The 24279-nt window shown below is 61.5% G+C and carries 23 protein-coding genes and 2 pseudogenes; 12 read left to right on the top strand and 13 right to left on the bottom strand.

What is annotated here, in order from left to right:
* Positions 1-62: 62 nt before the first annotated feature.
* Positions 63-497 carry a DUF1801 domain-containing protein gene (locus C4N04_RS12215; RefSeq protein ID WP_106796122.1) on the top strand — a complete coding sequence of 145 codons (435 nt, stop codon included), beginning with the start codon at positions 63-65 and terminating at the stop codon, positions 495-497.
* 18 nt (positions 498-515) lie between these two features.
* Here the strand turns inward: C4N04_RS12215 and C4N04_RS12220 are convergent, their stop codons facing one another.
* The 4 genes from C4N04_RS12220 to C4N04_RS12235 form a co-directional block, all read right to left on the bottom strand.
* A complete protein-coding gene (locus C4N04_RS12220; protein WP_106796123.1) occupies positions 516-992 on the bottom strand; it encodes an SRPBCC family protein in 477 nt (158 codons plus the stop codon).
* On the bottom strand, positions 989-1330 hold the full coding sequence (locus C4N04_RS12225; RefSeq protein WP_038689404.1) for a metalloregulator ArsR/SmtB family transcription factor: 342 nt from the start codon (positions 1328-1330) through the stop codon (positions 989-991). The genes C4N04_RS12220 and C4N04_RS12225 overlap by 4 nt, the downstream gene beginning before the upstream one ends.
* Positions 1327-2013 (bottom strand): glutathione S-transferase family protein, encoded by a 687-nt coding sequence (locus tag C4N04_RS12230; protein ID WP_077989289.1) that lies wholly within the window; start codon positions 2011-2013, stop codon positions 1327-1329. Before C4N04_RS12230 ends, C4N04_RS12225 begins: the two co-directional genes overlap by 4 nt.
* Positions 2014-2113: 100 nt before the next feature.
* A complete protein-coding gene (locus C4N04_RS12235) occupies positions 2114-2932 on the bottom strand; it encodes a methyltransferase (protein ID WP_106796228.1) in 819 nt (272 codons plus the stop codon).
* A 134-nt stretch (positions 2933-3066) separates the two neighbouring features.
* Here C4N04_RS12235 and C4N04_RS12240 point away from each other — a divergent pair, with 134 nt between their 5' ends.
* Positions 3067-3792 (top strand): DUF2270 domain-containing protein, encoded by a 726-nt coding sequence (locus C4N04_RS12240; protein ID WP_077989288.1) that lies wholly within the window; start codon positions 3067-3069, stop codon positions 3790-3792.
* Here C4N04_RS12240 and C4N04_RS12245 read toward each other — a convergent pair whose 3' ends face one another.
* From C4N04_RS12245 to C4N04_RS12260, 4 genes are all read right to left on the bottom strand, one after another.
* A complete protein-coding gene (locus tag C4N04_RS12245; RefSeq protein ID WP_010056865.1) occupies positions 3793-4059 on the bottom strand; it encodes an usg protein in 267 nt (88 codons plus the stop codon).
* Between the two features lie 163 nt (positions 4060-4222).
* Positions 4223-5053, bottom strand: a complete 831-nt coding sequence (locus C4N04_RS12250) for an ABC transporter permease (protein WP_009993147.1) — start codon at positions 5051-5053, stop codon at positions 4223-4225.
* The gene (locus C4N04_RS12255; protein ID WP_038689396.1) at positions 5050-5856 is read right to left on the bottom strand and encodes an ABC transporter permease; all 807 of its coding nucleotides are present in this window, start codon (positions 5854-5856) and stop codon (positions 5050-5052) included. The genes C4N04_RS12250 and C4N04_RS12255 overlap by 4 nt, the downstream gene beginning before the upstream one ends.
* A gap of 113 nt (positions 5857-5969) precedes the next feature.
* Positions 5970-6743, bottom strand: a complete 774-nt coding sequence (locus C4N04_RS12260; protein ID WP_038689394.1) for a transporter substrate-binding domain-containing protein — start codon at positions 6741-6743, stop codon at positions 5970-5972.
* Positions 6744-7074: 331 nt separating this feature from the next.
* Between C4N04_RS12260 and C4N04_RS12265 the strand changes: the two genes are divergently transcribed.
* Complete coding sequence (locus tag C4N04_RS12265; protein WP_106796124.1) at positions 7075-9225, top strand: OmpA family protein; 2151 nt, start codon at positions 7075-7077, stop codon at positions 9223-9225.
* Between the two features lie 127 nt (positions 9226-9352).
* On the opposite strand, the pseudogene C4N04_RS12270 reads toward C4N04_RS12265, so the two are convergent.
* Positions 9353-10104 (bottom strand): annotated as a pseudogene (locus C4N04_RS12270) (alpha/beta hydrolase).
* A 53-nt stretch (positions 10105-10157) separates the two neighbouring features.
* Positions 10158-11933, bottom strand: a complete 1776-nt coding sequence (locus C4N04_RS12275) for a cytochrome c biogenesis protein DipZ (protein WP_199852460.1) — start codon at positions 11931-11933, stop codon at positions 10158-10160.
* A gap of 359 nt (positions 11934-12292) precedes the next feature.
* On the opposite strand from C4N04_RS12275, the gene C4N04_RS12280 reads away from it, so the two are divergent.
* From C4N04_RS12280 to C4N04_RS12310, 8 genes and pseudogenes are all read left to right on the top strand, one after another.
* The gene (locus C4N04_RS12280) at positions 12293-13345 is read left to right on the top strand and encodes an alpha/beta hydrolase (RefSeq protein ID WP_096761849.1); all 1053 of its coding nucleotides are present in this window, start codon (positions 12293-12295) and stop codon (positions 13343-13345) included.
* A 226-nt stretch (positions 13346-13571) separates the two neighbouring features.
* Positions 13572-14312 carry a response regulator gene (locus C4N04_RS12285; protein ID WP_077989283.1) on the top strand — a complete coding sequence of 247 codons (741 nt, stop codon included), beginning with the start codon at positions 13572-13574 and terminating at the stop codon, positions 14310-14312.
* Positions 14309-15631, top strand: coding sequence for a HAMP domain-containing sensor histidine kinase (locus tag C4N04_RS12290; RefSeq protein WP_077989282.1), 1323 nt, complete (start codon positions 14309-14311; stop codon positions 15629-15631). Before C4N04_RS12285 ends, C4N04_RS12290 begins: the two co-directional genes overlap by 4 nt.
* Positions 15632-15816: 185 nt before the next feature.
* Positions 15817-16233, top strand: a complete 417-nt coding sequence (locus C4N04_RS12295; RefSeq protein WP_009993038.1) for an organic hydroperoxide resistance protein — start codon at positions 15817-15819, stop codon at positions 16231-16233.
* A 227-nt stretch (positions 16234-16460) separates the two neighbouring features.
* Positions 16461-17096, top strand: coding sequence for a maleylacetoacetate isomerase (gene maiA, locus C4N04_RS12300; protein WP_039620133.1), 636 nt, complete (start codon positions 16461-16463; stop codon positions 17094-17096).
* Positions 17097-17171: 75 nt separating this feature from the next.
* Positions 17172-17327: pseudogene (locus tag C4N04_RS32595) on the top strand (LysR family transcriptional regulator); the annotation flags it as partial.
* Between the two features lie 117 nt (positions 17328-17444).
* Entirely contained in the window at positions 17445-18956 is a 1512-nt protein-coding gene (locus tag C4N04_RS12305) for an ATPase domain-containing protein (protein ID WP_106796126.1), read from the top strand.
* Entirely contained in the window at positions 18931-21018 is a 2088-nt protein-coding gene (locus C4N04_RS12310; RefSeq protein ID WP_199852463.1) for a PAS domain-containing hybrid sensor histidine kinase/response regulator, read from the top strand. The genes C4N04_RS12305 and C4N04_RS12310 overlap by 26 nt, the downstream gene beginning before the upstream one ends.
* Here the strand turns inward: C4N04_RS12310 and mobB are convergent.
* The 3 genes from mobB to C4N04_RS12325 are packed head-to-tail and all read right to left on the bottom strand — an operon-like array spanning position 21015 to position 23081.
* Positions 21015-21536 (bottom strand): molybdopterin-guanine dinucleotide biosynthesis protein B, encoded by a 522-nt coding sequence (mobB, locus tag C4N04_RS12315; protein ID WP_106796128.1) that lies wholly within the window; start codon positions 21534-21536, stop codon positions 21015-21017. The two genes, C4N04_RS12310 and mobB, sit on opposite strands and share 4 nt — an antisense overlap.
* Positions 21533-22162, bottom strand: a complete 630-nt coding sequence (mobA, locus tag C4N04_RS12320; protein WP_096761843.1) for a molybdenum cofactor guanylyltransferase MobA — start codon at positions 22160-22162, stop codon at positions 21533-21535. The genes mobB and mobA overlap by 4 nt, the downstream gene beginning before the upstream one ends.
* 10 nt (positions 22163-22172) lie before the next feature.
* Positions 22173-23081 carry a DMT family transporter gene (locus C4N04_RS12325; RefSeq protein WP_106796129.1) on the bottom strand — a complete coding sequence of 303 codons (909 nt, stop codon included), beginning with the start codon at positions 23079-23081 and terminating at the stop codon, positions 22173-22175.
* Between the two features lie 338 nt (positions 23082-23419).
* On the opposite strand from C4N04_RS12325, the gene C4N04_RS12330 reads away from it, so the two are divergent.
* Positions 23420-24184 carry an SDR family oxidoreductase gene (locus tag C4N04_RS12330; RefSeq protein WP_106796130.1) on the top strand — a complete coding sequence of 255 codons (765 nt, stop codon included), beginning with the start codon at positions 23420-23422 and terminating at the stop codon, positions 24182-24184.
* Positions 24185-24279: the final 95 nt, after the last annotated feature.

The following is a 24279-nucleotide window of genomic DNA, read 5'->3' on the forward strand; positions in this document are numbered from 1 at the left end:
GCCCAGGCTTCCTGGTTGTGAGAAACTCCAATGAGGTCTCCATGGAGTAACTCCCGTTCTTCATCCATGGAAATCTCGATCACAGACTAGGCGGCGAAGGACAATGTGGGGGGAGAACACCGGTTACGCTGATCGATGCGAGGATCGAGGAGCTCAAGGATTGGCGCGGCGAGACGCTTGCGCGGGTCCGGGCGCTGATCAGGCAGGCCGAGCCTGACGTTGTCGAGGAATGGAATTGGCGAGGGGTTCCGGTCTGGGAGCGCAGCGGCATCATCTGCACCGGCGAGACCTATAAGACGGTGGTGAAACTGACGTTTGCCAGGGGTGCCGCGCTGGAGGATCCTTCGGGGCTCTTCAACTCCAGCCTCGAAGGCAACACTCGGCGCGCCATCGATATCCACGAGAGCGACAAGATCGACGAGGAGGCATTGAAGGCGCTCGTTCGCGCCGCCGCCGCGTTGAACATGTCAGCCAAGGCCTCTCGTTCTAAAAAGTGATTCAATATCTGAAACTTGCTAATGGATCGGGCTTGTCTCGCGCTCGAGAAAGAGTTCAAGATTGTCGAGGCCGATTTCGGTGCCCTGAAGACGGGCGCCGTTGTCGGCATAGCCGTCAAGGAACACCGCTTGTTCGGTAAAGACCATCTTTGTGCCGCCGGGTTCGACTTCGAAGGCGACGGTGGCGAGTGAGACCGAGATGCGGGCTTCGCCGAGCTTCATCTCATAAGCGTAGATGATCCGCGCATCGGGCACGATGTCAATGTAACGGGCGTCATAGGCGTGCAGGAGTCCGTCCGTAACGCCGACATAATTCCTCTCCAGTCCGCCGGGGCGGAAATCCAGGCCGTATTCCAGCGGCACCCAATCGCCGTGGCAGGCAAACCACTGGCGCTTGGATTCCGGCATCGACCAGGCGCGGAAGACCCGGGCGACGGGCGCCTTCAGGTGGCGTTCGATGACGAGGGTGGCGTGTTCTGCGGATCGTGTCGTCATTCGGGGAGGGTCTCCGGCTCATCGGCGAGAAATTGGTCCAGCCTGTCGAAGGTGGTGGTCCAGCGGCTCTTTCGCTGTTCCACCCAGCGCTCGACAGCGGCAAGCGCATCCTGCTGCAGGCGGTAGGTCCGCACCCGACCGGATTTTTCGGAGAATACGAGGCCGCTGTCTTCCAACACCTGCAGATGTTTCATCACCGTCGGCAGGGCTACGGCGAGCGGCGCCGCCAGTTCGGTGACGGAGGCCGGGCCGCGGCCGAGGCGGTCGATCATACCGCGGCGGCTGCGGTCGGAAAGCGCATGGAACATGCGGTCGAGATCCGCCTGGCCGTCGATCATCCCGCTGCATCCCGGAAGCCGGCGGGCAGCCTGTCATGGTAAGGGTAAAACTTGAAATAAGGACGAGCCTCCTCCAATGCCCTGGCGAAGGACGGGCGCGCCAGCAGCCGCTCGTAATAGGCGCGCAGTCTCGGCTGATCGGGTGAAAAGGGAACTAGCGTCTCGGCGTAGAAGAGAGAAGGGGCTGCGGCGCAGTCCGCCATGGTGAAGGCCCCGCCGGTTATCCATGGGCTGCCGCCCAACTGCTTTTCGATCATTGCGTAGGCCGTGGCGAGCGTCTCCCGGGAAGAGGCAATTTCGATTTCGTCCGCCTTGCCTTCGGGGCGCCGGCGATTGCTGACCAGTGTCTGCATTGGCACCTGGATGTAGTGGTCGAAGAAACGGTCCCAGAGACGGACCTGCAGCGCCCGGTCGATTTCCTGCGGCAGCAAGGGTGCGGGACCGGGATAATAATGATCGAGATATTCGATGATGATCGAGGTTTCGGGGATGGTGCTGTCGCGGGCCTCGTCACGCAGCAGCGGCATCTTGCCGATTGGCCAGAACCGAAAGAGATCGGCGCGTGAGGTCTCGTCGGAAAGATCGACGAGACGGTTCTCGAAGGGGGTGTCGTTTTCGTAAAGCGCAATCAACACTTTGTGGCAGAAGGAGGCGAGCGGATGCCCATAAAGCACGAGCGACATGGGGCGACCTTTCCAATTCGGAAAAACTTTACCGATCGACTAAGTAACAGGTTGCTGCGCATCACGCAATAGATACTTCGCCGATCATGCAAGTATTCCGTCAGCCGATGTATCTGGCGATGACCAAATGGCCGGGCGTCGGCTGTCCCTCTTCCATGCGCACGTTGATATCCGATATCTCGACAAGCTCGAAACCGGTGGCGGTCAGCCGTTCTCTCACATAGGCGTCGGCGTGGGCGAAGCGCTGGTGCGGTCCGACCATGAAGGCGCGGCCGGCGAGAATTTCTGCCGGGAGGGTTTCGGAGGAGAAGATGAAGAGGCCGCCCGCCGTCAGATTCTCGGCGGCACCGAAGAACAACGGTTCGAGCGCGCCGAGATAGGGCAGGACGTCGGTTGCAGTAATGATGTCGAAGGCTTCCTCGTCATTGTCCTCGAGGAAATCCTCGACCTCGGCGACGAAAAGCGTTTCATAAAGATCCTTCTCATGGGCAATCTCGACCATCTTTTCCGATATGTCGATGCCGGTCATATCTTCGCACAGGTCGCGCAGGGCGCCGCCGGTCAGACCCGTGCCGCAGCCGAGATCGAGCAGCCGCTTGAACGGTCCGAGCTTCAAATGCTGCAGGCGCTGGCGCACCAGCATCGGCACGTGATAGCCAAGCTGCTCGACGAGCACATCCTCGAAGACCTCGGCATGCTGGTCGAACAAGGTCTCGATATAGGCGTCCGGCGCCTTGGCCGGCGTTTCACCGCGGCCCATGGCGGCGATGCGGACGGCGGCTCCGCCGTGGTCGTCCGGGTCGATCGCCAATACTTCCTGATAGGCCGCCACGGCCGCGTCGACATCACCGGCCTTTTCCAGCGCCAGTGCGCGGTTATAGGCCTCGGCAAGAGCTTCTTCATCGATCTTCTTTGCCATCGCGGTCACCATCCTTCTGTTCAAGGCACGGCTCTAAGGCGGCTTTCAATCTTTTGCAATGGCGTGGCTGCAGGCGCAGAATGGTCGGGCGCCCTATGAGAGGCAGCCGAAAGGGAGACGAAGGGAGGAAAATTATGGAGACGGAGCAGGACAGGATATCAACGATAAGGGAAAGAGAGGATGTGCGGATGTCGCTGCTGCCGGGTACGCCAGGTGAGACCACCAATACGCTCATCCATTATTACCGTGGCGAACTCGGACGCATGACGAGCTGGCGCGATCGCATCGACCGGACGTCCAATTGGGCGATCACCGTGGTGGCGGCACTGCTCTCAGTGTCCCTGTCGACGCCGACCTCGCATCACGGCGTGCTGGTGTTCGGGATGATGCTGATTACATTGCTTCTGATGATAGAGGCGCGGCGCTATCGATTCTTCGACATTTACCGCGCCCGCATCCGCCAGATCGAGCGTTGCTATTTCGCACAGATTCTGGCGCCCGACCCCAATAGCGGCAGGGAATGGGCCTCGGTGATCGCCGGCAGCCTGCGCCATCCGCGATTCCTGCTGAGTTATGGTGAGGCGATGCATCGCCGTCTCAAGCGCAATTACGGCTGGATGTACTTCATCCTGCTGCTTGCCTGGTGCCTGAAGATCTCGACGCCGAAGCTGCAGACGGAGGGCGCGCCGGCGCTGCAGGCGCATTCATGGGCCTATGTTGTCGACAACGCGGTGCTCGGGCCGATGCCCGGCCTTGCGGTCATTGCTGCGGTCGTCGCCTTCTATCTCGGCATTCTCTGTTTTGCACTGCGTCCGGATCGTGACGAGGGCGAGTTCGGCCGTGGCGAGGCGCATGTCTGATCAGTGCAGGATGAGCTCACCCCTCAGCGCCCGCCATTCGCTTGCCGAGATCAGCTTGCGGTGGACGTAGCGCACCGAATGCAGCGGTCCGTCGAGCTTCTCCTGCCAGAATCTCAGGAAGCCGCGCATCTCGGGAAAATCCGGGGCGAGATCGTAATCCTGCCAGACGTAGGTCTGCAGGATCGTCGGGTGGTCCGGCAGTCGGTAGAGGATCTGGGCGGTCGTCAGGCCGTAACCTTGCAGTTGTCTTTCCATGTCCGTGTGCATTTTATTCCGCTTCTTCTCGTTCCCACTCGCGCGCTTATTAGCGCTACGTGATATGGAAACATGCGAGTGGTTAACGGAAACTTTACAGATACTTTGGGAAAGGACAATTTATTTTTAATATCAATGGCTTGGCAGCACGGGTCGAAGAGTGCTGCCAGCGCCGTCAGCGCTTGAGATGGCGGGTCAGCCGACGCTCGATCCACGCCCAGAGATGGCGCAGCGCCTCGACGATGGCGAGATAGAAGATCGCCGCCCAGAGATAGGTCTGGTAGTCGAAGGTGCGGGAGAAGGCGTAGCGGGTTTCGCCCATCAGATCGAGCACGGTGATGATGGCAACGACTGCCGAGCCCTTGATCAGAAGGATAATCTCGTTGCCATAAGGGCGCAGCGCCACGATGAAGGCTTGCGGCAGGATGATCTTGCGGAAAGCAATGGCCTTGTGAATGCCAAGTGCGGCGGCCGCCTCGTGCTGGCCGTGCGGCACGCTCTCGATTGCGCCGCGCAGGATTTCCGCCTGATAGGCGGCCGTATTGATGGTCATGGCGAAGAGGCCGCAATACCAGGCCTCGCGGAAGAACCACCAGATGCCGATGGCTTCCAGCTGCGGACGGAAAACGCCGAGGCCGTAATAGACCAGAAAGAGCTGCGCAAGCAGCGGCGTGCCGCGAAAGAAATAAATATAGCAATAGGCGAACCAGTTGAGCGCCCGGTTCTTCGACAGCCGCGCCATGGCGAGAGGCAGCGACAGGATGGCGCCGCAGACGACGGAGATGGCGACAAGGCTCAGCGTCACCCAGAGACCGTGCAGATAACGCGGCCCATAGCGGGTAAACTTTTCAGGATCCCAGCCATTGACGACGGTAAAGATCAGCAGCGTTGCGAGCAGCGCCCAGAAGGCAACGAGGATATAGCCGCTGAGGCGGGTCGCGGTCATCGGCTTTGCCACCTCTCGAGGGGCGGGCTGCGGCGGGATCAAGGTTTCGGCATAGCTCATCGGCGGACCTCGGAACGTTTGGCCCAGCGGTCGATGCGGACGAGCAGGAACGAAGAGAGGATGGCGAGCACCAGATAGAGACAGCAGGCGATGCCATAGAAGAAGAAGGGTTCCTTGGTCACCCGCACGGCGACGCTCGTCTGGCGCAGGATGTCGGCAAGGCTGATAATCGAGACATAGGACGTGTCCTTCAGCAGCACCATCCAGAGGTTCGTCAGGCCGGGGAGTGCGATTCGCACAAGCTGCGGCAGGATGATGAGCCGCAGCGTGCGGCCGCGATGCAGGCCGAGCGAGTCTCCCGCCTCATACTGGCCCTTGGGTATGGCGCGGAAAGCCGAGAGCAGCACTTCCGAACAGTAGGCGGAGAAGACGACCGACAGCGCGATCACGCCGGCGAGAAAAGCGTTGATCTCGATCGGCGGTCCGACATAGCCGGCAAGCTCCAGAAGGGACTGGATCAGCATCTGCATGCCATAATAGATGATGAAGAGCGTCAAAAGCTCCGGCAGGCCGCGGAAGATCGTCGTGTAGATGCCGGCGGCCAGCCGCAGCGGCTTCTCCTCCGACTGTTGGCCCAGCGCCACGAGGAAACCGATCACGAGCCCGATCGGCAGGGTGACGATTGCCACCGAAACGGTAACCTGCAAGCCGAGAGCGATTTCGTCGCCCCAGCCAGTATCGCCGCAGGCAAGAATCGTCGACTGACCAAACCAGGTGAAGATGCCGACGGGTCCGCACAGCGGATCGAAAATGTGCACAAGTGAGCTCCAGAAGGAGCCAAGCGCGGAAAATAATCCGCCCATGCGAGAATTCCCCTCACGGCTTTTGCCGTTTTGATCTTGCCACCTTTGTCAAACAAAAATGGCGGAAGAGCAAGCCTTCCGCCATTCGCTTGATCGGCCAGATACCGAATTTCTCAGTCGCCGTAAACGTCGAAATCGAAGTACTTGTCCTGGATCTTCTTGTACTCGCCGTTGGCGCGGATCGCTGCGATCGCGGTGTTCAGCTTTTCCTTCAGCGGATCACCCTTACGGATGGCGATGCCTGCGCCTTCGCCGTTGATTTCCTTGTCGACCGGCAAGGTTGTCAGGATCTTGCAGCAGGCGCCGGCGTCGGACTTGACCCATTCGGAGAGAACCACGACATCGTCGATGACGGCGTCGACACGGCCGCTGGAAACGTCGAGCTTGTATTCGTCAGCGGTCGGATAGAGCTTCAGCTCGGTGTCGGCAAGGTGCTTCTCGGCGTAGTTGGCGTGCGTCGTCGAGGTCTGCGCGCCGATCACCTTGCCCTTGAGGCCAGCAACGTCGGTGATCTTGGAATCCTTCGGGACGGCGATGGCCGGCGGGGTGTTGTAGTACTTATTGGAGAAGTCGACGAGCTTCAGGCGTTCCGGCGTAATCGACATGGAAGAGACGATCATGTCGAATTTCTTGGCGTTGAGCGCCGGAATGATGCCGTCCCAATCGGTACTGACGAAGCTGCATTCAGCCTTCATCTCGGCACAGAGCGCCTTGGCGATATCGATGTCGAAGCCCTGGATCGTGCCGCTGGCGTCGACGAATTCGAAGGGCGGATAGGTCGAATCGGTGCCGATCACGTATTTTTCGCCTTCGGCCATGGCCGAGCCGGCAAAGAGCGACATTGCCGCGATCGAGGCTGCCGCGAAGATGCGGGTGGAGTTAAACATGAGGATCCTCTCTGTTGGTGGCCGCTGTCTGTTTTTCTCTTGGACTCGCGACCGCAATTCAACGGTGTCGACACCGCCTTGCGGCGATAATCAGACTTTTTTTCATGAAATTGCAACACAAATTCCCGCGCAATTGTGCGGTGCAAATAACAGGCGAGATGAACGAAAGCAGACCGCAACATTCACGGGAGGTTAATCAAGGGCTTCCTAGAACCGGAACAAATCGGCGACTTGGCGCTTTGCCAATTCGCCGTTTCGCCTCATTGCGAAGCTAGGGGCGAAGCAAGGCCTGTCGGCCTTCAGGAAGCTCAAACAGGATCGAGGAAACCCGATGGGCAAGAAATCTAGATTGTTTGCGAGTGCAGCTTTCCCGCTGCTTTCCCTATCGCTGGCTCTCCAGCCCGCCACGACGATGGCTGCCGTCCGCGACGTCGCGACGCCGGCCGCGGCCGTGCAGCAGGCGGAACAAGGCAGTTTCGAAGTGGCGCAGGACGCGCCGTCGGAAGAGGAACTGCTGAAGAAGAAGCGCAAGGAAAAGAAGGAGGCCCCGGCCGAACAGGCGCCGGCAGCCGAGCAGCAGAAGGAAGAACCTGCCGAAAAGCCGAGGAAGGCCGAGCAGAAGGAGGCCCCGGCGCCCGAGCCGAAGGCAGCGCCGGAACCGTCGAAGGCAGAAGCGCCAAGGGAGGAGCCCGCACCGAAGGCCGAAAGCAAACCCCAGCGCAAAGCCAAGCAGGAGGCTCAGTCCGAAGTAGAGCCCGAGGCCCAGCCGCAGCAGGAAGAGCAGCAGCCGGTGACGCAGGAAAAGCCGAAGAAGCCCAAGAAGCCTCAGGTACAGCAGGCCGAGCCGGAAGCTCAGCCGGAGCCCGAACAGCAGCCGGCCGCCAAGGAAGCTCAGCCGCAGGTGGAACAGGCTGAGCCTGAAGCCAAGCCGGAGGGCAAGCAACGTCAGGAGAGGGCCCAAGGCAAGGACAAAGGCAAGGGCAAGGCCGAGACCGCCGCCCCTGAGGCGGTAACGCCGGCCGAGGAGCAGGCCAAGCCCGAAGCAAAACCCGAGGTAAAACCGACAGCCGAGGCGCCGGCCGAGAAGAAGCCGGCAAAGGGCGAGGCCACAGCGCCGGGAGATAAGCCAACCGAAGACAAGGCTGCCGCACCTGAGGCCGCGCCCGTTGAAAAGCCGATGGAAGGCACGGCCGAAAAACTTTCCGAGGCACCAACGGTCGCGCCCAGCACCGACACTGCCCAGCCGGCGCCGGATTCCAGCGGCGGCCAGCAGGTCGAGCAGGCGCTTCCGGCACCGGAAAAGGTTTCTCCCGAGGAACTGGAGCGCCGCAAGAAGATTGCCGCGGATCCGGCCAAGAGCAACGAGACCGTCGTGCTGCCGGTCGAGAACGGTGCCGCCGTGCTTGACAGCGACAAGGATGCCGATCGCAGCAAGGGCCGCGAAAGCCGCCGCGATCGCGACAAGCTGCGCGCCGAGAGCCAGGAGGTGAAGGTGCCGACCTCGGATGCCGATGCGCAGGCCGCTGCAGCTGCTGCTGCGCCGGCGATAAAGCTCGAGGCAGTCACCAGCGAGAAGGGCACGAGGCTCGACACGCGGCCGCAATTTGCCCGTCCCGAGGGAGCGCGCATCGACGACCAAACCGACGATAACCGGGTGATCATCCAATACAACAACCAGGTGATCGTGCGCAGCGACGACGACAGACGGTTCCTGCGCGACGGTGAACGACCGATCTATGAAGAGCTCCCGGACAATCGCTATCGCGAGACCATCACGCGGCCGGAAGGCTATCGTATCGTCACCATTCGCAACCGCTACGGCGACATCATCCAGCGGTCGCGCGTCGATGCCCGCGGGCGCGAATACGTGCTCTACTACTCACCTGATCTCTACGAGGATCCTGATCGCGGCTATTTCGACGACCCGGGCGCTGATCTGCCGCCAATGCGGCTGCGTGTCCCGCTCAACGACTATATCATCGACACCAGCAGCGATCCTGACCGGGACTATTACGAGTTCCTCAGCGAGCCGCCGGTCGAGCAGGTGGAGCGGGTCTATTCGCTTGACGAGGTGAAGTACTCCGCTCGTATTCGCGACAAGGTGCGCCGCATCGACCTCGATACGATCACCTTCGCCACCGGCAGCGCCGAGATCCCGATGACGCAGGCACGCACGCTGCGCAAGGTTGCCGACGCAATCAACCAGGTGCTCGAAAAGGATCCGAGCGAGACTTTCCTGATTGAAGGCCATACGGATGCGGTCGGCTCCGACCAGAGCAACCTGATCCTTTCCGACCAGCGGGCGGAATCGGTCGCCAACGTGCTCACCGACGTCTACGGCATCGCGCCGGAAAACCTTGCAACGCAGGGCTATGGCGAGCGCTACTTGAAGGTCAATACATCAGACCCGGAGCAGGAAAACCGCCGCGTCACCATCCGCCGCGTCACGCCGCTGGTTCGTCCGGTAGCCGCCAAACAGTAAACGATGTTGCCCCTCTCCATTCGTCGAGAGGGGCAAACTGGACTGGCTGTCCCACACTCTATGGGGACAAAAGTTGGATAGGGACGGCATGCGGGCTTCGAGCACCTGCCGCCCCATACTGCCGGTTCTACTCGCCGGCTTTTCTGGCCGCCTTTTCGATGACGTCGGCAGCTTTTTCCGGTTGGGATGCGAAGACGGCGTGGCTGGACTTGATCTCCGTCACTTCGCTGCCGGCGCGTTTGGCCATATCACGCTCCAGTTCGGGGTTGATGGAGCGGTCCTCGGTGGCGACAATCGACCAGCTGGGCTTCGTGCGCCATGCGGGTTCCGCGATCTTGGCTGCGAAGGCTTGCTTTGAGGCGAGGACTTGCGACTTTGCCAGGAAATCGGTCTCGGCTTTCGGAAGGTCGGCTGCGAAATCCGCCGCAAAAGCCGCGGGGTCGAGATAGAGGTATTTGCCATCCTTCGTCTCCTTGATGTCCATGCTGCCGGCCGGCTTCGAGCTGGCGAGGCTCAGCAGGCTTTCGCCCTGGTCGGGCTGGAACGCGGCGACATAGACGAGGCCGGCGACATGAGGATCGTTGCCGGCCTCGGTGATCACCATGCCGCCATAGCTGTGGCCGACGAGCAGGGACGGTCCTTCCTGGAGGTCGAGAACCCGTTTCGTCGCCGCTACGTCGTCTTCGAGAGAGGTGAGGGGTTCCTGGACGATTGTGACGTTGAAGCCGCGCCTTTCGAGGATCTCTGTCGCCTTGCGCCAGCCCGAGCCGTCGGCCAGCGCGCCGTGGACGATCACGATGTTGAGGCAGCCTCGGCTGCAAATGCGATCCCGGCGGTGGCAAAGGCAAGGGCTGCGATGAAAGTCAGATGCTTGTTCATGGGTTTACTCCTTGTGGTCGATGTTGAAGGTCTTGAAATGGAACGGTGTCGGGTCAGCCGAACGTGAAGGCGTAGGCCTGGACGCCGGGATCGAGGAAGCGGATCTCGAAGTTGCGGGCAGCGACGGTGCCCGACTGCCGCACGAGCTGGTAAAGACGCGTCGCGGTGACCGCGCCGTTGCCGTCGGCATCGATGTCGGAGCCGTGGTCCGGGCCCGGAGACTTGCCGTCGATCTTCACCTGGAAACGGACCGGTTTAGCTTCATCGCCGGGTCCGAGAACCAGATGCAGGTCACGGGCGCTGAAGCGATAGGTGATGCCACCGCCTGCCTGATCGAGCGTTGCCTGATCCTTACCAACGGTCCAGGTTCCCGACAGGCCCCAGCCATTGAGGCTCGGCTTGCTGATCGAGTAGTTCTGCGGAGCATCTGCCTGCAGCCCCTCGGGTGAGCTGAAGTTCGTCGCCTGCTCGTAGCCGAGATAGGTCTCGCCGGAGCGGATGTTGCCGAGATCGGGACCGGCTTCCACGCCCTTTGCATCGGGGGTGACCGGCGCGCTGGCGGTCATTTCACTTCCGGCTTCGCGCAGCAGGTCCTGAATGGCCTTCTCGGTCCTGCCGTAATTGCCTTCGCCGAAGTGGTGGTAGCGGATCTGGCCCTTGGCATCGATCAGGTAGGCGGCTGGCCAGTAGCTGTTCTCGAAGGCGCGCCAGATCTTGTAGTCGTTGTCGACGGCAACGGGATAGCCGATCTTGAAGTCATCGATTGCGCTTTTGACGTTGTCGATCTTCTTTTCGAAAGCGAATTCCGGGGCGTGGACGCCGATCACTACGAGACCTTGATCGGCATATTTTTCCGCCCAGGCCTTGGTGTAGGGGATCGTGCGAATGCAGTTGATGCAGGAATAGGTCCAGAAGTCGACGAGAACGACCTTGCTAGGCAGCTCTTCGGTGGTCAGGGGCTTGGAGTTCAGCCATTCGACTGCGCCGTTGAGCGAGGGCGCATAACCCTCGACCGGCAGATCGCTGCGGAAAGGCTTCTTCGCATCGGCCGCGACGATCGTCGCGTCGTTGCTTGCGAGTTCGGAGGGTGCAGCGGCGAGCTCCTTTGCATGCAGCCGGTGGAGCACGGCCTGTTCCAGAGATGCGGTGCTGGCATAGGAGAGGCGGGACAGCAGGCTGGTGTCGAGCCCGAGGGCAATGATGGCGACACCGGCGAGCACGGCAGCGCCGAGCACCTGGCGAATGCGATCACCAAGACCGAGCGAACGCTTCATGGCGGCAAATATCTTTCCGCCGACCGACAAGGCGACGGCAAGGGAGGTCGCGGCACCGGCTGCATAGGCAGCGAGCAGGAAGCTGGTCTCAAGGTTGGCGCCCTGCAAGGCAGCACCCGTCAGCACGAGGCCGAGGATCGGCCCGGCGCAAGGCGCCCAGAGCAAGCCGGTGGCAACGCCGAGAATGAGGGCGCTCCGGACCGTCGGCGCCGTGCGTCCGCCGCCGCTGGCGTTCACGAGGTTATTTCCCAGATCGACGATCGGACGGGCAAGGGTGCTGGCAAAGCGCGGCGAAAGCAGGCTCACGCCGAAGAGAGCAAGCAGGACGATGGCGGCAAGGCGGCCATATTCATTGGCGCGGATGGCCCAGCTGCCGCCGACCGCGGCAAGGGTGGCAACGAGCGCGAAAGTGGCGGCCATGCCCGTCAGCATCGGCAGCGTGCTTTTGACGAAGGGCTGGCCGGCGCGGGCGAAGACGAAGGGGAGGATGGGGAGGATGCAGGGGCTGAGGATGGTCAGCACGCCTCCGAGATAGGCAATGATCAGAAGTGTCATCATCTTTTCCTCTGAAACCGATTGATCGGACTCTGGACGGCGATGGGCCTGAACCAGCAACGGCGCGATGTAGCTGGGCGGAGGTATCTCCGATGTGTCTGGTTTGGCGGGAAAATGTACCAAACTATTGCGCTGGGGCAGGAGCGATACAAAAGAAAACATACTGCCTCATCCGCAGAAGCGGCGGCAAAATAGTCGAGGCGGACCCGCGATGCTCTGCGCAGTCAACGCGATTGTATCAGAGTGTATCTGACAGGGCGGAGTCTACATTCGTATTCAAAAACCGCGCCTTTGCGACATACGGGCGATACAAGCCGAACGTCTTCTGAGCACCGTGATCCATTCGACAGGAGAGTCCGATGTCCGAGCAAATCAACCACCACCGCCGCCGCTTCTTCGGCATGACAGCCATCGCCCTTGCGGCAGTGGAATTCGGCGTAGCAGGCGCGGTCTCTGCCCAGCCGTCGCCGGCTTCGCCCGCGTCCTTGCCTGATGTGAAGGCCGGAACCCATACGTCCTTCGAAGCGCTGAAGCAGATCAAGACCGACGTGCTCGATATCGGCTATGCCGAGGCCGGCAAGGCGGATGGTCCTGTTGTCCTGCTGCTGCACGGCTGGCCCTATGACATCTATAGTTTCGTCGACGTCGCGCCGCTGCTTGCGTCGGCCGGCTACCGGGTGATCATACCTTATCTGCGCGGCTACGGCACGACGCGTTTCCTCGATGACAAGACGCCTCGAAACGGCCAGCCTTCGGCACTCGCCGCCGATATGATCGCCCTGCTCGACGCGCTCAACATCGAAAAGGCGGTGATTGCCGGCTACGATTGGGGCGGGCGGACCGCCAATATCATGGCCGCGCTCTGGCCGGAGCGGTGCAAGGCGATGGTATCGGTCAGCGGCTACCTGATCGGCAGCCAGAAAGCCAACAAGAAGCCGCTGCCGCCGAAGGCCGAGCTTGCCTGGTGGTACCAGTTCTACTTCGCCACCGAGCGCGGCCGGCTGGGCTATGCCAGCAACACCCATGATTTCGCAAAGCTCATCTGGCAGACGGCCTCGCCGAAGTGGAATTTCGACGATGCGACCTTCGACCGATCCGCTGCCGCCTTCGACAATCCCGACCATGTCGACATCGTCATTCACAATTATCGCTGGCGCCTGGGGCTCGTCGAAGGCGAGGCCAAGTACGACGCCTATGAGAAGAAGCTGGCCGTCTTGCCGATGATTTCGGTGCCGACGATCACCATGGAGGGTGATGCAAACGGAGCGCCGCATCCGGAGCCCTCCGCCTATGCCGCAAAGTTCTCCGGCAGATACGAGCATCGCACGATCGGTGGCGGCATCGGCCATAACCTGCCGCAGGAGGCGCCGCAGGCCTTTGCGCAAGCCGTGATCGACGTCGATCGCTTCTAAAGCACTTCGCGATCTGTCAGATTCGCTTCCCGCGCTTTAGGTCTTTATTTTCTCGCATGTCGTCAACGCAAAACCGCAGCACACTTTTGCGCGACATGCTTAGAGGCGGCATCAAGCCGCAGAGCCTCGTTGCTCCGACTGGCGGAATATGCGTAGGTCGCGTCTGTCGCTTCGGCATCATGGCTGAGGCGGCGGGCGCGGCCATATCGTTGAGGAATAAGCAAATATGGATCATGTCGATCATATCCTGATCGTCGACGACGATCGTGAAATCCGCGAGCTGGTCTCGGGCTATCTGCAGAAGAATGGCCTCAGGACCAGCGTTGCCGCGGACGGGCGCCAGATGCGCAGTTTTCTGGACGCCAATGCCGTCGATCTGATCGTGCTCGACGTGATGATGCCCGGCGATGACGGTCTGGTGCTGTGCCGCGAACTGCGCGGCGGGCGGCACAAGGCGATCCCGATCCTGATGCTGACAGCCCGCACCGACGAGATGGACAGGATCCTCGGGCTGGAGATGGGCGCCGACGACTATCTCGCCAAGCCGTTCGCAGCGCGCGAGCTGCTGGCCCGCATCAAAGCAGTGCTGCGCCGCACGCGCATGCTGCCGCCCAACCTGCAGATCAGCGAGGCGGGACAATTGTTGACATTCGGCGACTGGCGGCTCGACACGGTTGCGCGCCACCTCCTGGACAAGGAAGGGACGGCGATTGCGCTGAGCGGCGCCGAATACCGCCTGCTGCGTGTTTTCATCGACCATCCGCAGCGGGTGCTCAACCGCGATCAGCTTCTGAGCCTGACGCAGGGGCGCGACGCCGAGCTCTTCGATCGCTCGATCGATCTGTTGGTGAGCCGCCTGCGGCAGCGGCTGGGAGACGATGCGCGCGAGCCGACCTACATCAAGACGGTGCGCAGCGAAGGCTATGTCTTCTCGGTTCCGGTCGAAATTTCGGAGCCGCGCCAATGAGGAGTGCGATCGCCATGCTGCCGGGCCTGATGTGGCCGAGAACACTGCGATCGAGGATTTTTCTCATCCTGCTGATCGGCCTGGCCTTCGCCTACGGGCTTTCCTTCAGCGTTCTCTACATGGAGCGCTACATGTCGGCCAAAGCGGTAATGCTCGGCACGCTGGAGAACGATGTTGCAACATCGATTGCCGTTCTCGACCGACTCCCGGCAACCGAGCGCGGTGACCTTGTGGACTGGCTGAGCCGCGGCAACTATCGTTTCGAACTCGGGCCCGGTTTGGCCGGCGTGCCCGACGCCTCCAGCAAGGGCAGGGAGATCGCAGGAAAGATAGAGGCGGCCGTCGGGCACCGCTTCCCGATCCGCATCGAACGGATACCGGGCGAAGTCAACCGGCTGCAGGCACATCTGACGCTGAGCGACGGCAGCCCGCTCACCATCGATGTGACGCCAAGGGGCGTCATGCCGATTGCGGAATGGCTACCCTATGTCTTTGCCGTCCAGATGGCGCTGCTCGTCCTCTGTACCTGGTTTGCTGTCCGCCAGGCGATCCGGCCGCTCGGCGAGCTTGCCGCGGCCGCCGATGCCCTCGACCCCGACAAGAACGGTCCTGATTTGAGCGAGGCGGGGCCAAGCGAGGTTGCGCATGCGGCGCGAGCTTTCAACGCGATGCGGGAGAGGATCGCCCACTACCTCGAGGAGCGTGTGCAGATCCTGGCGGCGATCTCGCATGACCTGCAGACACCGATCACTCGCATGCGGCTGCGGGCCGACATGGCGGAGGATTCGCCCGAGAAGGAGAAGCTGGTGCGCGACCTTGCCGAGATCCAGCGCCTCGTCCAGGACGGCATCGCCTATGCGCGCAGCGCTCACGGGAGCGGCGAAAAGAATGCCCGCATCGATCTCGCCTCTTTTATCGACAGCATAGCCTATGACTATCAGGACACCGGAAAGTCCGTCACGGTCACTGGGCTGGTTGAGGGCGCCGCCTTCACCAGACCGCATGCCCTGCGCCGGATACTGTCGAACTTCATCGACAATGCCCTGAAGTTTGCGGGCTCCGCCGAGATCACCGTCGAGCATAACGCGGAGAAGGCGGTCGTCATTTCAGTCATGGATCGCGGGCCGGGGATTCCTGATGACATGCTGGAAGCCGCCATGCAGCCGTTCTTCCGGCTCGAGCAATCCCGCAACCGCGAGACCGGCGGCACGGGCCTCGGTCTTGCGATCGCCCAGCAGCTGACGGCGAAGCTCGGCGGCTCGCTCAGGCTCTACAATCGGCCCGGCGGCGGACTGGCGGCGGAAGTTACCCTTCGGTGATTTTGGACGCCGGGATTTTCCGGCAGTTTGTACGAAAAGATGTCTCGGATACCGGAAGCTACGTTTTGTGACATTTCAGCCGATTTCGGAAACATGCAGGATATATCGGCCGGTCAAAACTCACTTCGTCAACCCGGCCGCAGCAGCGATCTCCTCGCTTACGGCGCCCATATACGGAGTGTTCAATGACAAAGATCGAAAAAGTTCTCTACACCGGCAAGACCCGCACGACAGGCGGGCGCGACGGCGCTTCGCAAAGCGATGACGGGCAGCTCGACATCAAGCTCTCTCCTCCCGGCAGCGCGCGGCCCGGTACCAATCCCGAACAGCTCTTCGCCGCAGGCTGGTCTGCCTGCTTCATCGGCGCGATCGGCATTGCCGCCGGCAAGCTGAAGATCAGGCTACCCACTGATACGGCTGTGAACGCCGAAGTCGATCTCGGAACGACGGAGGGCGACTATTTCCTGCAAGCCCGTCTCAAGGTCAGACTGCCCGGCATCGAAGCGGATGTCGCGAAGGCGCTTGTCGACGAGGCGCACCGGACCTGCCCCTATTCGAAGGCGACACGCGGCAATATCCATGTGGAGCTGAGCATTGCCTGACCGGCAGACGCCGAAGGAACAGGGCGAGGCTGTCGGGCCTCGCCGCTGGAGGATTTCATGAGATTGATGATCGTCTGCGTTCTGGGAGCGGCGGTGTTTGCCGCGCCCTGCATTTACGACATACGCTCGCAGGAGCCTTCGCCCCTCGCGGGCCTTGTGACGGCGGCATCGGCCGCGTCTTCCGCGGAGGGGTTGCCGCTCCTCCGCGACCATAAGGGAGAAAGACAATGAAGCTTTACCAGAACGAAATTTCCTCGGCGACATCGAGGGTCCGGATTGCCCTCGCCCTGAAGGGGCTGACGGCGGAGGCGTTGCCGGTCACCATTCTCGGCGAGGAGGCAGAAAGCCGGCAGGCCGGATACCGCAGCGTCAATCCTCAGGGGCTGGTGCCGGCCCTGCTCACCGACGGCGGCGTCCTCGTCACCCAGTCGCTGGCCATCATCGAATATCTCGATGAGATCCAGCCTGAACCGCCGCTGCTGCCCGACACGGCGGAAGACAGGGCGCAGGCGCGGTCCATCGCGCTTGCGATCGCGGCCGAAATCCATGCGCTGCTGCCGCCGCGGATCGGCCTGCATCTCAAAACCGCCTTCAAAGCTGATGCCGACTCGATTGCGGCATGGGGCCGTCACTGGGTCGGCGAGGGAATGGCCGCTGTGGAGACGATGATTGCCAGCCGCAGGCGTGGGGCGTTCGCGGTCTCCGATCAGCCTGGCATTGCCGACATATTCCTCTTCCCGCAGGCGATCAGCGCCAGGCGCATGGGGTTCGATCTCGCGCGGTGGCCGAACATCGCCGAGATTGTCGGCAGGCTGGAGGCGTTACCGGCTTTTCAGGAGAATGCGCCGGCGCCGAGGAAATGACGTTATCGGTGAGGACGCGGCCGCAACGGATTGCGGCCATTTCCGTCTCAGCGGTTGACCCTAGCCTGCAGCTGGGACGCCGTGCAGGCCTATCTTGAGGACGGGCAACTGGTGCGGGTGCTCGAAGTCCAGTGTCCGCCGTTTTCCGAGTAGCATCTTGATTATCCCTCCGGCTGGCATGCATCGGTGGCCTTTGTGGTCGTCGCCGATGCGCTTCGGTATCGAGGGTAGAGACTTATATTTAGCCCTGTGGGCGGCGCGTTGAAGCAGTGTCAGGTCATAGCGCGCCTGCCGTTTGACATTCCATCCTTCACCACTAATTCAAAGTGAAAATGAAGGAAACAATGAATGAATACTGCTATTCCTGCCGCGAAAGCTCGGACCGGAGTGTCCGGTTTGGACACAATTCTGGCAGGGGGCCTTTCCGCCGGCCACGTGTTTCTACTCGAGGGAAATCCAGGGGCTGGAAAGACCACTATTGCACTGCAGTTTCTGATTGAAGGCGCGCGGCTTGGCGAGCGCGGGCTCTACATCACGCTCTCGGAAACCGAGAGCGAATTGCGAGCTGGAGCCGCGTCGCACGGCATGATCATCGATGGCAATATCGAAGTCTTTGAGGTCGTGCCCCCGGAAAGCCTGCTGGATTCCGACCAGCAGCAGAGCTTGCTTTATTCGTCAGACCTTGAGCTCGGGGAGACGACCAAGGAAATTTTCGCCGCGTTCGAGAGGGTTCGGCCAAGCCGTGTCGTTCTTGACAGCCTGTCGGAGATAAGGCTGCTGGCGCAAAGCTCGCTGCGCTACCGCCGGCAGATCCTTGCGCTCAAACATTACTTCGCCCGGCAGGGGGCGACCGTGCTTCTGCTCGACGACCTGACGTCAGACGTCCTCGACAAGACGGTTCACAGCGTCGTACATGGGGTCATCCATCTCGAGGAACTGGCGCCCGGCTACGGCTCCGAACGGCGACGCCTGAGGGTCATAAAATATCGCGGCCAAGCCTTCCGCGGTGGTTATCACGATTTCACCATTCAAACCGGCGGCGTCGTCGTATTCCCCCGCCTCATTGCATCAGAGCACAGGACGAGTTACGCCCGTGACGATGTTTCGAGCGATATTGCGGAACTGGACCTTCTGTTGGGCGGCGGACTCGAGAGGGGCTCCAGTACGCTCATTCTTGGGCCGGCCGGGACCGGGAAAAGCACTTTTTCGTTTCAATTCCTTGCCGCAGCGATCGGGCGGGGAGAGAAGGCGGCGGCCTTCATTTTCGATGAAGAGCTTGGCTTGCTTTTCGGGCGGCTGAAGCTGCTTGGAATCGATCTGGAAGCGATGAGGGACGCTGGCCTTGTTCATATCGAGCAAGTGGATGCCGCCGAATTGTCACCCGGCGAATTTGCGCATCGTGTGCGGGACTGCGTCGACAAGTCAGGCGCCAAAACCGTCATCATCGACAGCATCAACGGATATCAGGCTTCGATGCCGGATGAGAATTCGTTGATCCTCCACATGCATGAGCTACTGCAATATTTGAACAGACAAGGCGCAAACACCTTCCTCACCGTCGCCCAACACGGGTTGGTCGGTGACATGAAGGCGCCGGTCGACGTCACCTATCTTGCCGATACCGTCATTCTGCTGCGCTATTTCGAGGCGGCGGGAAGGGTACGACGCGCAGTATCGGTGATCAAGAAGAGGACCGGATTCCACGAGGATACAATCCGGGAATATCGCATCGGCGCGGCGGGCCTGACATTCGGAGGACCGCTTGTCGGATTTCAGGGAGTGCTGCGCGGCGTTCCGGAATTTGTTTCAGACACCGCGTCGCTTATGTCGCGCGATAGCGGGGTTGGCGGCAATTCCTAATTCCGGTCAACCAAAGGCGCTGATCTACGCACCGACCGGACGCGATGCTCTGGTGGCGGCATCCCTGGTGAACGAAGCCGGCGCAACAGCGGTTACTGCTCAGGACCTTCCGATGTTCGCGGCATTGCTTGATGACGATGTCGCCTTCGGCATCCTGACGGAGGAGGCTGTTCGCTCAAGTGATCTGAAGCCGATCGCTGCCTGGATTTCGTCTCAGCCGAGCTGGTCTGATCTGCCGTTCATCGTGCTCACCACGCGGGGCGGCGGGCCGGAGCGAAATCCAGCTGCTGCCAGGCTTTCCGAGGTCCTTGCCAATGTTACCTTCCTGGAGAGACCTTTTCACGCCACATCATTCATCAGTATTGCCAGGACGGCGTTGAGGGGACGGCTGCGACAGTACCAGGCGCGCGCCCATCTTGAGGCTCTCAGCGAGGGAGAGCGGCGGCTGCAGGGCGCGCTTGCTGCCGGCCGCCTCGGTGCATGGGAACTCGAACTATTCTCAATGAGATTATCGGCCTCCGATACCTGCAAGGCGATCTTCGGCCGAGGTCCGAACGAGGAATTCACTTATCCCGATTTGATTGCGAGCATCCATCGCGATGATCGAGAGCTCGTTCAGACAAACCTAGATTGGACGATCGAAACAGGACGCGATTATTCGGTCGAACACAGAACGATCTGGCCGGATGGATCGCTGCATTGGGTGGAGGTGCATGCGCAGCTTTATGCCGACAGATATGGCTCGGCGAAGAAGCTCGTCGGCGTTTCCTCCGATGCCACGGCCCGCAAGACCACCGAGGAGAACCTCAGACGACTGAATGAGAGCCTCGAAGAGCGGGTGAGGGAACGGACCGGCGAGGTGCATGCTGCCCATCGGAGCTTGCTCGAGGAGGTAGCTCAGAGAGAACAGGCCCAGGAGCAGCTTCGCCATTCGCAGAAAATGGAAGCGATCGGCCAACTGACCGGCGGCGTCGCGCATGATTTCAACAATTTGCTGATGGTCGTTCTCGGCAATCTCGAACTGCTCGGTAAGCATGTAACGGGAGATCGGAAAGCGTCGCGGCTGGTCGAAGGCGCCGTTCAGGGCGCTCGCCGCGGGGCGGCCCTAACACAGCGTCTGCTGGCTTTCGCCAGACGGCAGGATCTTCAGGTAAAGCCGGTCGATCTGGCCGAACTGGTATCCGGAATGAACGACCTCTTGCGTCGCTCGGTGGGATCGTCAGTCAGCATCGAAACCCGGCTGCTGCCGGGGCTGCAGCCGGCACTGGTCGATGCCAACCAGGTCGAACTGGCGCTGCTCAACCTTGCCGTCAATGCGCGCGATGCGATGCCGGATGGAGGCGTGCTGTCGATCTCGCTGCGCGAAGAACAAGTCGTAGGTGACGCCGGCGACCTCGACGGGGGGACCTATCTCGTCCTCAGCGTGACCGACAACGGCAGCGGGATGGACGCGGAGACGCTGAAGAAGGCCGTCGATCCCTTCTTCTCGACCAAGGAGCTCGGAAAGGGCACTGGCCTTGGGCTGTCAATGATTCACGGCCTTGCCGTCCAGCTCAATGGCGCGCTGCGCCTGACGAGCAAGCTCGGCGTGGGAACGACTGCCGAATTATGGCTTCCCGCAACCGAACGGCGCCCTGAGCAGCCGGCTGAAACCGATTTGCCTCTCCCGCAAACCGCATCGAAGCTAAAAATCCTTCTAGTCGACGATGATACCTTAATTGCCATGAGTTCGGTCGAGATGCTTGAAGATCTCGGCCATGAAGTCGTCGAAGCAAATTCCGGCTCGCAGGCGCTGGAGCTGATCAGGACCGGCGGACATTTCGACGTGATGATTACTGACTATTCGATGCCGGGCATGACCGGCGCGCAGCTTGCCCAGGCGGTGCGGACCATTCGGCCGACACTGCCGATCGTGCTGGCAACGGGTTATGCCGATCTTCCTGCCGGCGCCGAGGTCGACCTTCCAAGATTGGGAAAGCCGTACAACCAGGATCAGCTCGCAAGGGAAATTCACAAGGCGATGGCAAGAGACACGGACATGCCCCTCAAATCAGCGAGCTAGCTAACGCCGGTCTCAAGACCGAGAATCTCAGCGATGAAATCGGCAATAGCGGCGGTGTCGTCGAGGTTGAAGACAGGCAGGGCCGTATCGGTGACGGGATGATCGGCAGCAATCGCCGCGATGTGAGGATCGTCAGGCGCGAGCGGCGTACGGTTTGCGGCTTCCAGGCGGCGGGCTTCGATCTTCGGGATCGGCTCGCGCTTATAGCCTTCGATCAGAACGAGATCGCAGGGGGCGAGACGGGCGAGGATTTCCTCGAACTCGGGTTCGGGCGCGCCGCGTAGCTCATGCATGATCGCGTAACGCGTGCCGGAAACGATGGTAACCTCGTGGGCGCCGGCCTGGCGGTGGCGGTAGCTGTCGGCGCCGACCTTGTCGATATCGAAATCATGATGGGCATGCTTGATCGTCGAGATCCTGTAGCCGCGGCGCGTAAACTCGGTCACCAGCCGGACGGCGAGGCCGGTCTTGCCCGAGTTCTTCCAGCCGGCGATGCCGAAGATTTTCGGTGCGGTCATGCGCGAAGGGCCTCCAGCCAGCGTTGCGCCTCGACAAGATCGTCCGGCGTGTTGATGTTGAAGAAGGGATCGAGAAGGCTGGCGCGGGTCGGATGAAGCGGAAACGCGACTTCCGTAACGTCATGCCGCAACAGGAAGTCGCGCACGCGGCGTTTCTCGTCGTTGGCGATCCAGGCTTCGAGATCGGCGGCGAGCGTCACCGGCCAGAGCCCGAAAACGGGATGGCTGCGGCCTTCGGAGGCCGCGATGGCGATCTGCGACGGGCGTTCGAGCGCTGCTGCCAGCCGGGCGACGAGGTCGGCGGGGAAGAACGGGCAATCCACCGAGACGGTGACGACATGGGTGATCCCGGGAAGGCCGGCGGCATAGAGCATGGCCGCGTGAATGCCGGCCAATGGCCCGGCCTTGCCGGGAAGACGGTCGGGCACGACGGGCACATCTTCTGCAGCGGCATCGGCATTGACGGCGACGGCGGCGACCTGTTGCGAGAGGCGGCTCAGGACATGGTGCAACAGGCTTTCGGCTCCGAGCATGACGTTCGCCTTGTCGCGGCCCATGCGCTGTGAGCGGCCGCCGGCCAGCACGACGCCTGCTATTTCGGATCTGTCGAGCGAGAACTCCGTCATCAATCCTGCCTCAAACCGGTGAGCGCGGCGCGGATTCCTGAGCGATCGGCGGCACACGGCGCTTGGCTTCACGATAGAACGTATAGAGGCCGGAGGCGATGACGATTGCAGCGCCCAGGAGCGTCCAACTGTCGGGCACTTCGGCGAAGAAGAAAAAGCCGAGCAGCGAGGAAAAGATCAGGCTGGTATAGCGGAAGGGCGCGACGAAGGAGATTTCGCCAGTGCGCATGGCGAGAATGACCGACTGGTAGCCGACGAGCACCAGCACTGAGGCGAGCAGCAGATGCCCTAGCGACGTCGCGCTGACCGGTTGCCAGCCGCCGAGCATCGGGATGAGCAAAGCGCCGAAGAAGGAGGCGGAGATGGCGGTGATGACGGTGATCATCAGCGAGGGAATCTCCGGATCGATCGAGCGGGTGGCGAGATCGCGGCTGGCCGTCGTCAGCACCGCGCTGACGCAGAGGAGGGCGGCGACAGTGAAGCCTTCGGGGCCGGGACGGATGATGATCATCACCCCGACGAGGCCGACCAGGATCGCCAACCAGCGCCGCCAGCCGACCGGCTCGTTGAAGAACAGCGCGGCACCGAAGGTGACGACCAGCGGCAGCGACTGCAGGATCGCCGAGGCATTGGCGATCGGCATCATGCCGAGCGCGGTGATATAGGTGACCGCCGACAGCATCTCGCAGATGATCCTGAAGATGATCATCGGCTGCAGCACAATGCGCCAAGAGCGCAGCGCGCCCATTTTCCAGGCGATCAGATAGACGAGCACGCTGGTGAACAGGCCGCGCAGGAACATGATCTCGCCGGCATTCATAGAGGCGATCACCGATTTGGAGAGAGCGTCGCTTGCGGAAAAGCCGGCCATCGCCAAGCTCATATAGATGGCGCCCTCAGTATTGCGTGACCGCGGCATGAAGAGATTCCCATTACCTGTGCGCCCCTTCTTAGTCGGGAAGATACATCAAGGGAATCGAATGAATGCCACACCGCGGATAAATCGTTGATGCAGCGCACAATGGTGCCGACGTTGCGGCAGGTGAATGTTTGAAAACCGCCGCAAGTGAAGGTTTGCAGTGTGAATCCGATACTTCCAATGCGTATCGATGCTTCCGTCCTCCATCGGCGATCGAGTTGATCGCCGACCGAGAACATCGATTGCGTGCGGTTTTCGTTTGTGCGCGCGGGAAACGGGTGGCTGCATCGCCTGATGTTTGAGATTTGGGATGCCTCGACAACTGAGGAGATACGGACATGACACTTCTGAACGACAAGGTCGCAATCATCACAGGCGCGAGCTCCGGCATCGGCCGCGCGGCGGCGAAACTCTTTGCGCGAGAGGGTGCGAAGCTCGTGGTCACGGGACGGCGACAGGAGGCGCTCGATGCCGTCGTCGGCGAAATCGAGGCGGGGGGCGGGCAGGCCGTCGCCATATCGGGCGATGTCAAGGACGAGGCGTTGCAGGCAAGGCTCGTCGATACGGCGGTTTCGCGTTTCGGCAAGCTCGATATCGCGTTCAACAATGCCGGCGGCGTCGGGGAGATGGGACCAGTGGCGGAGCTGTCGCCGGAGGGCTGGCGCGAGACGCTCGAGACCAACCTCACCGCCGCCTTCCTCGGCGCCAAACACCAATCGGCGGCGATGGGAAAAGGTGGATCATTGATCTTCACCTCAACCTTCGTCGGCCACACTGCCGGCATGCCTGGCATGGCTGCCTATGCGGCGAGCAAGGCCGGGCTGATAGGTTTCGTGCAGGTGCTCGCCGCCGAACTCGGACGGCAGAACATCCGCGTCAACGCCCTGCTTCCCGGCGGCACCGATACGCCGGCCAGCATTACCAATGCGCCCGACGCGACGTCGGAAGTCCTGGCTTTTGTGGAGGGGCTGCATGCGCTGAAACGTATGGCCCAGCCTGAGGAGATCGCCAATGCCGCATTGTTCCTGGCGTCCGATATGGCGAGCTTCGTGACAGGCACGGCGATGCTCGCCGATGGCGGGGTTTCGATCAGCCGGACGTAGGGTGGGCGAGGGCGGGATCGGCCTGTTGCAGGTCGAGCCACCCGCCCTCGTCCTTCGAGGCTCCGGCCCGCGGCCTGCACGCCTCAGGATGAGGG

It is taken from the genome of Rhizobium sp. H4 (assembly GCF_003013335.1).
Taxonomy (GTDB): Bacteria; Pseudomonadota; Alphaproteobacteria; order Rhizobiales; family Rhizobiaceae; genus Rhizobium; species Rhizobium sophoriradicis.

Coding starts and splice junctions, on each gene's coding strand:
- C4N04_RS12330 (WP_106796130.1), top strand. CDS start 23,420: ATGACACTTCTGAACGACAAGGTCGCAATCATCACAGGCGCGAGCTCC.
- C4N04_RS12265 (WP_106796124.1), top strand. CDS start 7,075: ATGGGCAAGAAATCTAGATTGTTTGCGAGTGCAGCTTTCCCGCTGCTT.
- C4N04_RS12240 (WP_077989288.1), top strand. CDS start 3,067: ATGGAGACGGAGCAGGACAGGATATCAACGATAAGGGAAAGAGAGGAT.
- C4N04_RS12230 (WP_077989289.1), bottom strand. CDS start 2,013: ATGTCGCTCGTGCTTTATGGGCATCCGCTCGCCTCCTTCTGCCACAAA.
- mobA (WP_096761843.1), bottom strand. CDS start 22,162: ATGACGGAGTTCTCGCTCGACAGATCCGAAATAGCAGGCGTCGTGCTG.
- C4N04_RS12250 (WP_009993147.1), bottom strand. CDS start 5,053: ATGAGCTATGCCGAAACCTTGATCCCGCCGCAGCCCGCCCCTCGAGAG.
- C4N04_RS12285 (WP_077989283.1), top strand. CDS start 13,572: ATGGATCATGTCGATCATATCCTGATCGTCGACGACGATCGTGAAATC.
- C4N04_RS12290 (WP_077989282.1), top strand. CDS start 14,309: ATGAGGAGTGCGATCGCCATGCTGCCGGGCCTGATGTGGCCGAGAACA.
- C4N04_RS12255 (WP_038689396.1), bottom strand. CDS start 5,856: ATGGGCGGATTATTTTCCGCGCTTGGCTCCTTCTGGAGCTCACTTGTG.
- maiA (WP_039620133.1), top strand. CDS start 16,461: ATGAAGCTTTACCAGAACGAAATTTCCTCGGCGACATCGAGGGTCCGG.
- C4N04_RS12260 (WP_038689394.1), bottom strand. CDS start 6,743: ATGTTTAACTCCACCCGCATCTTCGCGGCAGCCTCGATCGCGGCAATG.
- C4N04_RS12295 (WP_009993038.1), top strand. CDS start 15,817: ATGACAAAGATCGAAAAAGTTCTCTACACCGGCAAGACCCGCACGACA.
- C4N04_RS12220 (WP_106796123.1), bottom strand. CDS start 992: ATGACGACACGATCCGCAGAACACGCCACCCTCGTCATCGAACGCCAC.
- C4N04_RS12325 (WP_106796129.1), bottom strand. CDS start 23,081: ATGCCGCGGTCACGCAATACTGAGGGCGCCATCTATATGAGCTTGGCG.
- C4N04_RS12275 (WP_199852460.1), bottom strand. CDS start 11,933: ATGACACTTCTGATCATTGCCTATCTCGGAGGCGTGCTGACCATCCTC.
- C4N04_RS12225 (WP_038689404.1), bottom strand. CDS start 1,330: ATGATCGACGGCCAGGCGGATCTCGACCGCATGTTCCATGCGCTTTCC.
- C4N04_RS12305 (WP_106796126.1), top strand. CDS start 17,445: ATGAATACTGCTATTCCTGCCGCGAAAGCTCGGACCGGAGTGTCCGGT.
- C4N04_RS12280 (WP_096761849.1), top strand. CDS start 12,293: ATGTCCGAGCAAATCAACCACCACCGCCGCCGCTTCTTCGGCATGACA.
- C4N04_RS12235 (WP_106796228.1), bottom strand. CDS start 2,932: ATGGCAAAGAAGATCGATGAAGAAGCTCTTGCCGAGGCCTATAACCGC.
- C4N04_RS12245 (WP_010056865.1), bottom strand. CDS start 4,059: ATGCACACGGACATGGAAAGACAACTGCAAGGTTACGGCCTGACGACC.
- mobB (WP_106796128.1), bottom strand. CDS start 21,536: ATGACCGCACCGAAAATCTTCGGCATCGCCGGCTGGAAGAACTCGGGC.